Below are 13979 nucleotides of genomic sequence, written 5' to 3'. Positions count from 1 at the left end.
AAGGCGAGCCCCGGCGCCCCCTCATTTCACCCCACCATGGATAAGCGGGGGAGGAGCACAGGCACAGGTCAGGCCAGTTGGCCGTGGCAGTGCTTGTACTTCTTGCCCGAACCGCAGGGGCATGGATCGTTGCGGCCGATCTTCGGGCCTTCGTGGTGCACGGTACCCGCGCTCGCCGGTGGCGGGGCATCGTTGCCCAATGCATTGACCGGTGCGCCGCCGCCGCTGGCCAGCATCTGCTGCTGCAGGCGCGCTGCCAGGCGCTGCTGCTCGGCCTCCATCGCAGCAACTTCTTCCTCGCTGCGGATGCGAATGCGGGCCAGCATCTGCACGACTTCGCTCTTGATGCGATTGAGCATCTCGGAGAAAAGCTCGAACGACTCTTGCTTGAACGCCTGCTTGGGATCCTGCTGGGCATAGCCGCGCAGGTAAATGCCCTGGCGCAGGTAGTCCATGCTCGCCAGGTGCTCCTTCCACGCGTTGTCGACCACCGTCAGCATCACGTGCTTCTCGAGCTGGCGCATCGTGTCGGCGCCGATCTGCGCCTCCTTGTCGGCGAACGCCTGGTCCATCGCCTCTCGCACGTGCTGGCGGATCTGCGCAGCGTCGAGCTCGTGCTGCTGTTCGATCCACGCCTTCAGGCCGGTGGCGATGCCGAATTCGCTCTCCAGCGCACGCTCAAGCCCGGCGATGTCCCACTGCTCGTCGATGCTGTCCGGCGGCACGTGGCTATTGACGATCGATTCGACCACGTCCTCGCGGATGTCATTGATGGTGGCCGAGACGTCCTCGCCTTCCAGCAGCTCGTCGCGCTGGCGATAGATCACCTTGCGCTGGTCGTTGGCAACGTCGTCGAACTCCAGCAGGTGCTTGCGGATGTCGAAGTTGTGCTGCTCGACCTTGCGCTGCGCCTTCTCGATCTGGCGGCTGATCATGCGCTCTTCGAGCGGATCGTCCTCCTTCATGCCGAAGCGCTTCATCCAGCGCACCAGGCCTTCGCCGCCGAAGATGCGCAGCAAGTTGTCCTCCAGCGCCAGGTAGAAGCGCGAGGAGCCCGGGTCGCCCTGGCGACCCGAACGGCCGCGCAGCTGGTTGTCGATGCGACGCGATTCATGCCGCTCGGTGCCGACGATGTGCAGGCCGCCGGCGGCGATGACCTGCTCGTGGCGCTTCTTCCATTCGCTCTTGACGCGCTGGCGGTCGACTTCCGAAGCGTCCGCCGGCAACGCGGCGAGCGCCGCCTCGAGGCTGCCGCCGAGCACGATGTCGGTGCCGCGGCCGGCCATGTTGGTGGCGATCGTCACCGATCCGGGGGCGCCGGCCTGCGCCACGATCTGCGCCTCGCGCTCGTGCTGCTTGGCGTTGAGCACCTCGTGGGGCACCTTGGCCTTGGTCAGCAGTTCCGACAGAAGCTCGGAGACCTCGATCGAGGTGGTGCCGACCAGCACCGGCTGGCCGCGCTTGTGGCAATCCTTGATGTCCTCGATCACCGCGCGGTACTTGGCCGCCTGGCTGAGGAACACGATGTCCAGGTTGTCCTTGCGGATCATCGGTTTGTGGGTGGGAATCACCACCACCTCCAGACCGTAGATGGTCTGGAACTCGTACGCCTCGGTGTCGGCCGTGCCGGTCATGCCGGCCAGCTTCTTGTACATGCGGAACAGGTTCTGGAATGTCACCGTCGCCAGCGTCTGGTTCTCGCGCTGGATCGGCACGCCTTCCTTCGCCTCGACCGCCTGGTGCAAGCCATCGGACCAGCGGCGGCCAGCCAGGGTGCGGCCGGTGAATTCGTCGACGATGATGACCTCGCCGTCGCGCACGATGTAGTCGACGTCGCGCTGATAGATGCCGTTGGCGCGCAGCGCGGCGTTGAGGTGGTGCACCACCGCCAGGTTCTTCGGATCGTAGAGGCCGGTCTCGGGCTCGATCACGCCGGCTTTCTGCAGCAGTTCTTCGGCGTGCGCCATGCCCTCTTCGGACAGGTGCACCTGCTTCTGCTTCTCGTCGACCCAGTAATCGCCCGCGCCTTCCTCGGTCGGCTGGCGCACCATGTGCGGCACGATCTTGTTCACCGCCATGTAGAGCTGCGGCGAATCCTCGGCCGGGCCGGAGATGATCAGCGGCGTGCGCGCCTCGTCGATCAGGATCGAGTCGACCTCGTCGACGATCGCGTAGTTGAGGCCACGCTGGTACCGCTGTTCCTTCGACAGCGCCATGTTGTCGCGCAGGTAGTCGAAGCCGAATTCATTGTTGGTGCCGTAGGTGATGTCGGCGGCGTAGGCGGCGTGCTTGTCGCCATGGTCCATGCCCGGATAAACCACGCCGACGGTCAGCCCGAGGAAATTGTAGAGCTTGCCCATCTGCGCCGAGTCGCGGCGAGCCAGGTAGTCGTTCACGGTGACCACGTGCACGCCCTTGCCTTCCAGCGCATTGAGGTAGACCGGCAACGTGCCCACCAGCGTCTTGCCCTCGCCGGTGCGCATCTCGGCGATCTTGCCCTGGTGAAGCACCATGCCGCCGATCATCTGCACGTCGTAGTGGCGCATGCCCAGCACGCGCTTGGCACCCTCGCGCACGACGGCAAAAGCCTCGGGCAACAGCTTGTCCAAGGGTTCACCCTTGGCCAGGCGCTCCTTGAACTCGGCGCTCTTGGCCCGCAGTGCCGCGTCGTCCAGCTTCTCCAATTCCGGCTCCAGCGCGTTGATACGCACGACGGTCTTTGAAAGCTGGCGCAGCACCCGCTCGTTGCGGCTGCCGAAAAGGCTGGTCAGGGCACGATTGAACATCGATCTTCCGTCAGTGAAGGCTCAAGGCCCGCGGCGGCCGCGGGCGAAAGGAGACATGTTACTACAGCCGCTCCAGCTGGCCGGGATGGCGACGGGGGGCGAGCGATTCAAGAGGTGGCGTGCGGATGCCGCACGCCTTGCGCAGGGGCGGGCGACGCACGCCTGGTCGGCAGGAGCTCGCTCGGGGCGGCCCCTGCAAGTTGACCACTTCGCTCTAGCGGTGGCTCTTCACATAGGCCAGCGGATTGACCACGCGACCCTTGTACCAGACCTCGAAATGCACGTGCGGGCCAGTGGAACGGCCGGTCGATCCGGCCTGCGAAATCACCTCGCCCACGTGCACGCGCTGGCCAGGATGCACCAGCAACTTGCTGTTGTGCGCGTAACGGGTCATGTAGCCGTTGCCGTGATCGATCTCGACCACCTTGCCATAGCCGCTGCGCACGCCGGTGAAGGTGACCATGCCTTCGGCGACGGCGTGGACCGAGGAACCGAACGGCACGGCGATGTCCAGGCCGGTGTGCCGTGCGCTGTGGCCGTCGAACGGATCCGGGCGCACGCCGAAATACGAAGAGATGTAGCCCGAAGCGGGCATACCGGTCGGCTTGAGGTTGGAATCGATCTTGGCATCCAGCAGCAGGCTCTGCAGCGCGGACAACTGCGCCTGCTGAACGTCGAACTGGCTTGCGAGTTGGTCGATGCCGGCATCCAGGGTCGGCGGCAATGCATAGGCGCTACCGGCCGAGTCCTCGAGGCCACCCACCGCGGGCTGCTGGTCGAAGTTGAACTCGTCCGGATCGAGCTTGCCGACCTCGGTCAAACGCTCGCCCAGCGCATTGAGGCGGGTGGATTGGGCTTCGAGCTGGCCCAGCTTCACCGCCAACGCATCGAGCTCACGCTGGGAATCCTTGCGTACACCCGCCAACTGGGTGTCCTGCCGATGGATCTGCTGCTTGAGCTGGTGGATTTCGGCCAGCGCACGATCGCGCGGACTGGACACGGTCAACGCCACTGCAGCGCCAAGCACGCCACACCCGATCACCGCCGCCAACGCCAGACCCGCCAGCCGCCAGCGCAACCGCCGCTGGTTGAGATCGAAGGTCCGGGGTACTTTCCTGGAGCGGGATACGAGTATGATCTGCATTGATTTTTTCACTTCAGATGACGGCACCATGCAGCGCGCCGATCGCCCCGCTCCCCGCCCCGACCGTGGCCCCAAACCACTGGCCGAGTGCGGTTCGTTCGCCTCGCTGGCCAAGAAGGCCGGTGAGCTGGATGCGTTGGATCGTGCCCTGCGCCAGACGTTGCCGACACCCTTGCGCGAGCAGGTGCGATTCGCCCACCTGCGCAACGGCCGCCTCGTCTTCCTGGCGTCCTCACCGGCCTGGGCGGCTCGCCTGCGCCTGATGCAGACGCAGATACTCGCCACCGCGCGTGCCATCGGCACGAGCGCCAGTTCGGTCACCGTGAAAGTGGCCCCCCTCCGACCGGCCCCAACGGAACCGAATCGGTCAAAACCGCTTTCGCCTGCCGCAGCCGTCCATCTCAAAGCCGCCGCAGCATCAATCACAGACCCTGAACTGAGGGGACTGTTCCTCGAGCTGGCGTCCATCGCCGAAACCGCTGGATTCCCGGTCGCCAAGGACTGACTGGCGCGGGGCGCCGTGCCTTCGCGAAGTGCCCGGCGGGCACCGATTCCCCCTTGCCGCCCCGTGGCGGTAGAAGGTTTATAGCACGGTGGTAGGGCAGGTACACCCCGGGATGTGGCCGTAGCGTGAAGCCAGGCGTGTTCCGCGGGCGGCTTGCGTCACAGAAATGATGAAGGCCGCCCCTTGCGGGCGGCCTTCGGGATTACGGCCTCGGCAGGGTCAGATCGCCTGGGCCGGATGTGCGTAGGAGATCGGCGAGACGGCGGGGTCGTCCTTGTAGACCACCTCTTCCCACGCGGTGGGATCGGCGATCAGCGTGCGCAGCAGCTTGTTGTTGAGCTCATGGCCCGACTTGTGCGCGTGGTAAGCGCCGATCAGGCTGTGGCCGAGCAGGTACAGGTCGCCGATGGCATCCAGGATCTTGTGCTTGACGAACTCGTCCTCGTAGCGGAGGCCGTCCTCATTGAGCACGCGGTAGTCGTCGAGCACCACGGCATTGTCCATCGAGCCGCCCAGCGCCAGGTTGTGCTCGCGCAGCATCTCGATGTCGCGCATGAAACCGAAGGTACGGGCGCGGCTGACTTCCTTGACGAAGGAGGTCGTGGAGAAGTCGATCTCGGCGCGCGAGGTGCGCTTGGAGATGATCGGGTGATTGAACTCGATCGAGAAACCGACCTTGAAACCCTCGAACGGCTCGAAGCTGGCCCACTTGTCCCCTTCCTGCACCTTGATCGGTTTCTTGATGCGGATGAAGCGTTTGGCGACGTTCTGCTCTTCGATGCCGGCCGATTGCAGCAGGAACACGAAGGGACCGGCGCTGCCGTCCATGATCGGCACTTCCGGCGCGGACAGTTCGACGATCGCGTTGTCGATGCCCAGCCCGGCCATCGCCGAGAGCAGGTGCTCGACGGTGGAGACGCGCACGTCACCCTTGACCAGAGTGGTGGACAGGCGGGTGTCGCCCACGCAGTCGGGACGCGCATGGATGTCGACCGGCGGGTTGAGGTCCGTACGGCGGAACACGATGCCCGCGTTAGGTGCGGCCGGACGCAAGGTCATGTAGACCTTGTCGCCGGTGTGCAGGCCGACGCCGGTCGCACGGATGATGTTCTTGAGCGTACGCTGCTTGATCATTTTTATAGGTACCAGTGTGGGCAGCAGCCAATCAGGGGACGGATGCTAACACAGTCTTAACCTGCAGCAATAGCAAACCGTACCGTACAGTCTGGTCGCCTCTTTAGAATTCCTTCATCCGTGATCCCGGTCACGAGAGGGGATCAAAAGCCCGTTACCTCAGATAGTTATCGCGACACGCCCCCGGCGCCGGGAGGACGGGTATCCGGCGCAAGGGGGCGGACAGGCCAGCGGATCCCTGCCGGCCGGTGCGCGCGCCGGTCCACGGCGCGCTGCCTTCACTTCCAAATCACCCATCTGGACAGTCACGAAAACCACACAGGCGATAGATGCCTGCCGGACAACGTCATGCACTGACCAGTCGATCTGGTGTTTTGTTCAATTTTCGCAAGAGTCCCGGTGAGTGCCGCTTAGTCGGCCTGGCGGCGCAAGAAGGCCGGGATGTCCAGGTAGTCGAAGCTGGGATCGGCGCCCTTTGCCGGCGGTTCGGCCTTGTGCGAGGCGACCACGTCCGGGGCGGCATAATCGACCACCTCGTTGCCGGTACCGGTACGCAGCACCACCGGGCGCGGGCGCTGGCGCATCTCCACCTGCTGGGTGGCGACCGGACGCACCGGCTGGCGGGTGGCGGCGGCACGGTTGAGGCCGGTGGCTACCACGGTCACGCGCACGTCGTCCTGCATCTCCGGGTCCAGCGAGGTGCCAATGACGACGGTGGCGTCTTCGCTGGCGAAATCGTGGATCACGCGGCCGATCTCGTCGAACTCGCGCATGGTCAGGTTCGGGCCGGCAGTGACGTTGACCAGGATGCCGCAAGCGCCATTCAGGTTGACGTCCTCCAGCAGCGGGTTGTTGATCGCCGCCTCGGCCGCCGCCTGGGCGCGATCGTCGCCGCGGGCGGTGCCCGAGCCCATCATCGCCATGCCCATTTCGGACATGACCGTGCGCACGTCGGCGAAGTCGACGTTGATCAGGCCCGGCGCGGTGATCAGGTCGGCGATGCCCTGCACGGCGCCCTGCAGCACGTCATTGGCCGCCTTGAAGGCGTTGAGCAGCGTGACCTCCCGGCCGAGCACCGACAGCAGCTTCTCGTTCGGCACGGTGATCAGCGAATCGACGTGCTGGGAGAGGTCCTCGATGCCTTTCATCGCCACCTGCATGCGACGACGGCCCTCGAACGGGAATGGCTTGGTGACCACCGCCACGGTGAGGATGCCCTTCTCCTTGGCCAGCTGGGCCACGACTGGGGCTGCGCCGGTGCCGGTGCCGCCGCCCATGCCGGCGGTGATGAATACCATGTCGGCGCCGTCGAGCATCTCCTCGATGCGCTCGCGGTCCTCCAGCGCGGCCTGGCGGCCGACCTCCGGGTTGGCGCCCGCGCCCAGGCCCTTGGTGACATTGGCGCCGAGCTGCAGGTGGGTGCGCGAGCCGCAGTTCTTCATCGCCTGCGCGTCGGTGTTGGCGACGACGAACTCGACGCCCTCGATGTTGGCGCTGAGCATGTGCGCCACGGCATTGCCGCCGCCGCCGCCCACGCCGATGACCTTGATGACCGCGTTGGGTGCCAGTTTTTCGATTAGTTCAAACATTTCCCGTCCTCCGTAGAGCTTCGTTGTCGTTGTAACCGCAGGTCCGGCGTCCTGCCGGCCTGAGGTGGTGGGCGAACCTCCATTCGCCCCGCGCTGGCGCTCCGCGCCAACGCTTAGAAATTCCTGGTGATCCAGCCGCGCACCTTGTCGACGAGGCCGCCGACACTGCCGCCGACCGGGTGGCTGATGCGCGCGCCGCCGGAGCGCGCGCCATGCAGCAGCAGACCCACGCCGGTCGAATGCAATGGATTGGCCACCACCTCGCCCAGGCCCGTGACGTGCTGCGGCACGCCAATGCGCACCATCTTGTGGAAGATCTCCTCGGCCAGCTCGAGCGCGCCCTCCATCCGCGAGGCGCCGCCGGTCAGCACCACCCCCGCGGCGACCAGGCTGTCGTAGCCGGAGCGGCGCAGCTCGTCCTGCACCATCTCGAAGATTTCCTCGTAGCGGGCCTGCACGCTCTGCGCGAGCGACTGCCGGGCCAGGCGGCGCGGCGGCCGGTCGCCGACGCTGGGCACCTGGATGGTCTCCTCGGCGTGGGCCAGCTGCGCCAGCGCACAGGCGTACTTGATCTTGATCTCTTCGGCATGCGCGGTGGGCGTGTGCACGCCATAGGCGATGTCGTTGGTGACCTGGTCGCCACCGACCGGCAGCGACTTGGTGTAGCGGATCGAGCCCTGCGTGTAGATCGCGATGTCGGTGGTGCCGGCGCCGATGTCGACCAGGCATACGCCCAGCTCGCGCTCGTCGTCGGTGAGCACGGACTTGGCGCTGGCAACCGCCGAGGGCACCAGTTCGTCGACCGACAGGCCGCAGCGCTGGATGCACTTGGAGATGTTCTGCACCGCGGCAGCTGCGCCTGTGACCAGGTGCACCGAGGCCTCCAGCCGCACACCGCTCATGCCGACCGGCGAGCGGATGCCGTCCTGGCCGTCGATCCGGTATTCCTGCGACTCCTTATATAGAACCTTGCGGTCGGCCGGGATCGCCACCGCACTGGCCGCCTCCAGCACCTGCTCCAGGTCGCCAGGAGTGACCTCGCGGTCGCGGATCGCCGCGGTGCCGTGCGAGTTCTTGGTCTCCAGGTGACTGCCCGAAATCGAGGCGAACACCGAGCGGATGTCACAGCCGGCCATCAGTTCGGCCTCCTCCACCGCGCGCTGGATCGAGTGCACGGTCGATTCGATGTCCACCACCGAGCCGCGCTTCATGCCGCGGGAGACGTGCGAACCGATGCCGATCACCTCGATCGGTTCGCCCGGCTCGTACTCGCCGACGATCGCGGTCACCTTGTTGGTGCCGATGTCCAGGCCGACGACCAGCTGCTTGTCGTTGCGCGTCTTCATAGGGTCAGGCTCATGTGCGGGGCGTCCCCGCGGCAGGTACGGCGGCGTCGGGCCAGCGCACGGCGAATCCATTGGTGTAGCGAAGGTCGGCGTAGGCGAAGGCGGCGCCGTGGCCGGCCATCACCTGCGGGTAGACATCGAGGAAGCGGCGCAGGCGCTTGCCGGCCTGGGCGCGGTCGCCCAGCACGATCTGCGCGCCGCTCGCGGTCGCCAGGCTCCAGCTGCCGCGCTCGGACAGCGCCACGCCGGCGACCTTCAGTGGCGTGCCTGCCACGGCCTTGAGGGCATCGGCATAGAAGCCCACGACCTCAGGCATCTGCGCATCCGGGCCATGCAGGTCGGGCAGCGGCGCGGTTGCCGCGTCCTTGCCGCCGTCGAACAGCACACCCTGGCGGCTGATCAAGCGGGTGCCATTCCAGCGCGCGAATGGCTGACGCTCGTAGATGCGCAGGATCAGCGTGTCCGGCCAACGCTTGCGCGCCTCCACCGATTCCACCCACGGCAGCGCCGCAACCGCCTGCTGCACGGCATCCAGGTCCAGCGCAAAGAAGCCGTGGCCGAGTCTCGGCAACACGGCGGCGCGGATCTGGTCCGCGCTCACGTGCTTGAACTCGGCCTGCACGGTCAGCTGCGTCACCGGCCAGCGGTCGGCGGCAAACCAGCCGCGCAACACGCCCACGACCGGCAGCACCACCAGTGCGATGGCCAGGCACCAGGCAACGAGGCGGATGGCTCCCCTCACAGGTCCTCCCGGAAGCTGGTTTCCAGCACGCGCCAGCAGACGTCCTCGTATCCGATGCCGGCAGCCTTGCCCGCCTTGGGCACCAGCGAATGCGAGGTCATGCCCGGCGCGGTGTTCACCTCCAGCAGCCAGTTGCGGCCGTTGCGGTCGCGCATCACATCCACGCGGCCCCAGCCATGGCAGCCGAGTGCATCGAAGGCCTCGAGCGCCAGTGCACGCAGCTCATCCTCGGCTGCGCCCTGCAGGCCCGGGCAGAGGTATTGCGTGTCCTCGGCGACGTACTTGGCGTTGTAGTCGTAGAACGTGCCCTTGGGCACGATATGGATCGAAGGCAGCACCTGCCGGCCGAGGATGCCGACGGTCATTTCGTCGCCCTCGATCAAAGTCTCCATCAACAGGTCGCCCGGGTACCGCGCGGCCAGCTCGACCGCGCTGTCGAGTTGCCCTTCCTCGAACACGCGGGTGACACCCACGCTGGAACCTTCGCAGGCCGGCTTGACGATCAGCGGGAAACCGATCTGCCTGGCCGCGGCACGGACCGCTTGCGCGTCGGCGCCCCGCGGCAGTGCCACGAACTTCGGCGTCGGCAGGCCGAGCGACTGCCACACGCGCTTGGAGCGCACCTTGTCCATCGACAGCGCCGAGCCGAGCACGCCCGAGCCGGTATAGGGCACGTGGAGCGATTCGAGCGCCCCCTGCAACACGCCGTCCTCGCCGCCGCCGTGCTGGCCGTGCAGGATGTTGAACACGCGCGCGAAGTGGCCCGCGCGCAGGGCATCGAGCAGCGCCGGGATGCCGTCGATCGCGTGCGCATCGACACCGCGGCTCTTCAGTGCCGCCAGCACGTTGCGGCCGGAGTCGAGGGAAACCTCGCGCTCGGCGGAGCTGCCGCCCATCACCACGGCGACCCGGCCGAACTGGGCGGGATCTGTGATCCTGGTGGGCGTGATCTTCGGTTGAGCGTTCACTTGGCAGTCCTCAGGTGGCCGGCCTGCGCGAGTTCCACCGCCGCCGCGCCGATGTCGCCGGCACCGAGCAGCAGCAGCAGGTCGCCATCACGCAGCAGCGTCGGCAGGGTGTCCTTGAAATCGCGCGGGTGTTCGACGAGCACCGGATCGACCTTGCCGCGCGCACGCACGGCGCGCGCCAGCGCGCGGCCGTCGGCGCCGGCGATCGGCGCCTCGCCGGCCGGGTAGACCTCGGTCAGCACCAGCACGTCGGCCTCGGCCAGCACGTTGGCGAAGTCGTCCAGCAGGTCGCGCGTGCGGCTGTAGCGGTGCGGCTGGAAGCCAACCACCAGGCGCCGGTCCGGCCAGCCGCCACGGGCGGCGGCGAACACGGCGGCCAACTCGCGCGGATGGTGGCCGTAGTCGTCCACCAGCAGCACGCTGCCCTGCTCGAGCCTGAGCTCGCCACGACGATGGAAGCGCCGGCCAACGCCCTGGAAGTTCTCCAGCGCACGGGCGATCGCCTCGGCCTCGACGCCGAGTTGCCAGCCGATCGTGGCGGCCGCCAGGGCGTTGAGCACGTTGTGCCGGCCCGGCAGGTTGAGCGTTACCGGCAGCGGTGCGGGCCGGCCGGGCAGCTGCAGGTCGAAGTGCATCTGGAAGCCGTCCTGGCGCACGTTGGCGGCGCGCACGTCGGCGTCCTTCGAAACGATGCCGTAGGTCATCACGCGGCGCGTGGTGTCCTTCGCCAGCTTCGCCACTTCGTCGTCGTCCACACACAACACGGCCAGGCCGTAGAACGGCAGACGGTGCAGGAAGTCGGCGAAGGCCTTCTTCACCTGCGCGAAGTCGCCGCCGTAGTTTTCCAGATGGTCGGCGTCGATGTTGGTGACTGCGGCGATCACCGGCGAGAGCAGCAGGAACGAGCCATCCGACTCGTCGGCCTCGGCGACCAGGTATTGGCCGGTGCCCAGCCGGGCATTGGCGCCGGCCGCGTTGAGCTGTCCGCCGATCACGAAGGTCGGGTCGTAATTGGCCTCGGCCAGCACGCTGGCCACCAGGCTGGTGGTGGTGGTCTTGCCGTGCGTACCGGCGATGGCGACACCCCGGCGGAAGCGCATCAGCTCGCCCAGCATCTCCGCGCGCGGGATCACCGGGATCCGCGCCGCGCGGGCGGCGACGAGTTCGGGATTGTCCTGGCGGATCGCGCTGGAGGTCACCACCACGTCGGCATCGCCCACGTGCCCGGCTTCATGGCCGATGCGCACGTCGATGCCGAGCGCAGCCAGCCGCTGCGCGGTCGGCGAGTTGGCCTTGTCCGAGCCGGACACGGCGTAGCCAAGGTTGTGCAGCACCTCGGCGATGCCGCTCATGCCCACCCCGCCGATGCCGATGAAATGCACGCGACGGAACGTGGTCATCAGGTCTTCGTGCGCGAGCAGCCGGCGGGGCGTCATGCAGCCACCCCCGGACATGCTGCGTCGAGGCAGGCGGCAGCGATCGTCGCGGCCGCGTCCGGTTTGGCCTGCATGCGCGCGGCCTCGGCCATGGCGACCAGCCGTGCGCGATCGGCGAGCAGCGCAGCCAGGCGCTGCGCGAGGTGTCGTACGTCCAAATCGCGTTCCTGGATCAGTTCGGCGGCGCCCGCTTCCACCAGCGCCTGCGCATTGCCGGTCTGGTGGTCGTCCACCGCGTAGGGGAATGGCACCAGCACCGCGCCCAGGCCGGCCGCGGTGAGTTCGGCGATGGTCAGCGCGCCCGCGCGGCAGACGGCGAGGTCGGCCCAGCCATAGGCGGCGGCCATGTCTTCGATGAACGGAACGACCTCGGCTTCGACGCCAGCCTGCGCGTAGGCAGCGCGGGCCTCGTCCACACCACGGCTGCCGCACTGGTGGCGCACGTGCGGACGCTGGTCGGCCGGTAGCTGCGCCAACGCCTGCGGCAGGGCGAGGTTAAGCGCGCGGGCGCCAAGGCTTCCGCCCAGCACCAGCAGGTGCGGCTGTCCGGTGCGTTCGCCTAGACGTACCGACGGCGAAGGCAGCGCAGCGATGCTCGCGCGCACCGGATTTCCAACCCATTCGCCGTTCGGCAGCGCATCGGCAAAGCCGGCCAGCACGCGACGCGCGAAGCCGGCCAGCTTGCGGTTGGTATAGCCGGCCACGCGGTTCTGCTCGTGCACCAGCAGCGGCGTGCCGGTCAGCCGTGCGGCCACGCCGCCGGGTCCGGCCACATAACCGCCCATCGACAGCACGCTGCGCGGACGCACGCGGCGCAGCACGCGCAGCGAGGCGACGAGCGAGCGCGCCAGCATCAGCGGCGCCAGCAGGCGCGTCTTCAGGCCCTTGCCGCGCAAGCCACCGACCGCGATCGTGTGCAGCTCGATGCCGTGTGCCGGCACCACCCGCGTCTCCATCCCGCCGGCCGCGCCCAGCCATGCCACCGGCACGCCTTGCGCGCGCAGCACGTCGGCCACGGCCAGGCCTGGAAAGATGTGGCCGCCGGTACCGCCAGCCATGATCAGGACGGGTGCGTTGGAGGCGCTCATGCTGCCACCGCCTCGCGCTCGCGCGGCGATGCCACCGCAGCATTGGCATCCGCCACGGCCATCGCCGGCATACGTGTGGCCATCTGGCGCGCATCCAGCGCGCGGTTGATTTCGAACGTGGCGCGCAACAGCACGCCGGCCATGGCGCAGGTCATCAGCACCGACGAGCCGCCCGAGGAAATCAGCGGCAAGGTCAGGCCCTTGGTCGGCAGCGCACCGAGATTGACGCCGATCGACACCATCGCCTGCAGACCCAGCATCAACGACACGCCGAAGGCGACGTAGCCGGCGAAGCGCTGGCCGACTTCGACGCCCTTCAGACCCAGGTACAGGCCGCGCCCCACCGCCAGCGCAAACAGGCCGATGACCAGCGCGATGCCTGCCAGACCAAGCTCCTCGCCAATGACCGCAAGGATGAAGTCGGTGTGCGCCTCGGGCAGGTAGGAGAGCTTGAGCACGCTCGACCCCAGCCCCACGCCCGTCCACTCGCCGCGACCGATCGCCATCAGCGACTGGGTCAGCTGGAAGCCGTCGTTGAACGGATCCTTCCACGGATCCATGAACGAGGTCAGCCGCTTCATGCGGTAGCTCTCGCTGGTCGCGGCGATGGCCAGCAGCGGCATCAGCGGCAGCCCCATCAGCATCAGGTACAGCGGCCGCGCGCCGCCGAGCCACACCATGCCGATGGTGACCGCGATGATCAGCGTGGCCGAACCGAAATCCGGCTGCGCGAGCAGCAGCAGCACGATGATGCCGGCGACCAGCACCGGCCGCAGCAATCCCCAGAACCGGGTCTCGACGCTCTCGCGGTGGCGCACCAGGAAGCTCGCCACATAAACGACGAGGATCAGCTTGACCGCCTCGACCGGCTGGAAGCTCAACACGATCAGGTTCAGCCAGCGCCGCGCGCCATTGATGCGCATGCCGAAGTGCGGCACGAACACCGCCACCAGCATCGCTCCGCCGACCAGAAGCAGCGGGAACGCGTATTTCTCCACCTGCTTAAGTTCGGTGCGCATGGCCAGGCCGGCCAGCACCAGGCCGAGCGCCAGGTAGAACAGGTGTTTCTTCAAATAGTAGAACGCGCCGATGTGCTGGCTGTCGGCCACGGCAATGGAGCTGGAGGTGACCATCACCACACCCAGGCCGGCCAGTCCGACGAGCGCGACCAGCAACGGCAGGTCGAAGCTGCCGCGCGGCCCTTGCCGCTTGATCGCCTGGCTGGAACCGAAGCCGAACAT

11 protein-coding genes are annotated in these 13979 nt (G+C 67.3%); 1 reads left to right on the top strand and 10 read right to left on the bottom strand.

Annotated elements, in window-relative coordinates; genetic code table 11:
- Positions 1-68: 68 nt before the first annotated feature.
- The gene (gene secA / locus BMZ38_RS16260; RefSeq protein WP_091340190.1) at positions 69-2786 is read right to left on the bottom strand and encodes a preprotein translocase subunit SecA; all 2718 of its coding nucleotides are present in this window, start codon (positions 2784-2786) and stop codon (positions 69-71) included.
- A gap of 214 nt (positions 2787-3000) precedes the next feature.
- Positions 3001-3930 carry a M23 family metallopeptidase gene (locus BMZ38_RS16255; protein ID WP_091340188.1) on the bottom strand — a complete coding sequence of 310 codons (930 nt, stop codon included), beginning with the start codon at positions 3928-3930 and terminating at the stop codon, positions 3001-3003.
- On the opposite strand from BMZ38_RS16255, the gene BMZ38_RS16250 reads away from it, so the two are divergent.
- The gene (locus BMZ38_RS16250; protein ID WP_425431895.1) at positions 3920-4435 is read left to right on the top strand and encodes a DciA family protein; all 516 of its coding nucleotides are present in this window, start codon (positions 3920-3922) and stop codon (positions 4433-4435) included. The genes BMZ38_RS16255 and BMZ38_RS16250 overlap by 11 nt on opposite strands.
- A 219-nt stretch (positions 4436-4654) precedes the next feature.
- Here BMZ38_RS16250 and lpxC read toward each other — a convergent pair whose 3' ends face one another.
- The 8 genes from lpxC to ftsW form a co-directional block, all read right to left on the bottom strand.
- A complete protein-coding gene (lpxC, locus tag BMZ38_RS16245) occupies positions 4655-5569 on the bottom strand; it encodes a UDP-3-O-acyl-N-acetylglucosamine deacetylase (protein WP_091340187.1) in 915 nt (304 codons plus the stop codon).
- 410 nt (positions 5570-5979) lie between these two features.
- The gene (ftsZ, locus tag BMZ38_RS16240) at positions 5980-7158 is read right to left on the bottom strand and encodes a cell division protein FtsZ (RefSeq protein ID WP_091340185.1); all 1179 of its coding nucleotides are present in this window, start codon (positions 7156-7158) and stop codon (positions 5980-5982) included.
- A gap of 113 nt (positions 7159-7271) precedes the next feature.
- Complete coding sequence (ftsA, locus tag BMZ38_RS16235; protein WP_091340183.1) at positions 7272-8504, bottom strand: cell division protein FtsA; 1233 nt, start codon at positions 8502-8504, stop codon at positions 7272-7274.
- Positions 8505-8514: 10 nt separating this feature from the next.
- Positions 8515-9246 (bottom strand): cell division protein FtsQ/DivIB, encoded by a 732-nt coding sequence (locus BMZ38_RS16230; RefSeq protein WP_091340180.1) that lies wholly within the window; start codon positions 9244-9246, stop codon positions 8515-8517.
- The gene (locus tag BMZ38_RS16225) at positions 9243-10214 is read right to left on the bottom strand and encodes a D-alanine--D-alanine ligase (protein WP_281243909.1); all 972 of its coding nucleotides are present in this window, start codon (positions 10212-10214) and stop codon (positions 9243-9245) included. Before BMZ38_RS16225 ends, BMZ38_RS16230 begins: the two co-directional genes overlap by 4 nt.
- Positions 10211-11650: a UDP-N-acetylmuramate--L-alanine ligase gene (murC, locus tag BMZ38_RS16220; RefSeq protein WP_091340178.1), complete on the bottom strand. Its 1440-nt coding sequence runs from the start codon at positions 11648-11650 to the stop codon at positions 10211-10213. Before murC ends, BMZ38_RS16225 begins: the two co-directional genes overlap by 4 nt.
- Positions 11647-12738, bottom strand: coding sequence for an undecaprenyldiphospho-muramoylpentapeptide beta-N-acetylglucosaminyltransferase (gene murG, locus BMZ38_RS16215; RefSeq protein WP_091340176.1), 1092 nt, complete (start codon positions 12736-12738; stop codon positions 11647-11649). Before murG ends, murC begins: the two co-directional genes overlap by 4 nt.
- Positions 12735-13979: a putative lipid II flippase FtsW gene (gene ftsW, locus BMZ38_RS16210; protein ID WP_091340173.1), complete on the bottom strand. Its 1245-nt coding sequence runs from the start codon at positions 13977-13979 to the stop codon at positions 12735-12737. The genes murG and ftsW overlap by 4 nt, the downstream gene beginning before the upstream one ends.

It is taken from the genome of Frateuria terrea (genome assembly GCF_900115705.1).
GTDB lineage: Bacteria > Pseudomonadota > Gammaproteobacteria > Xanthomonadales > Rhodanobacteraceae > Frateuria_A > Frateuria_A terrea.
The sequence above is the reverse complement of the archived record's forward strand: the minus strand, read 5'-3'. Positions and strand labels throughout refer to the sequence as shown.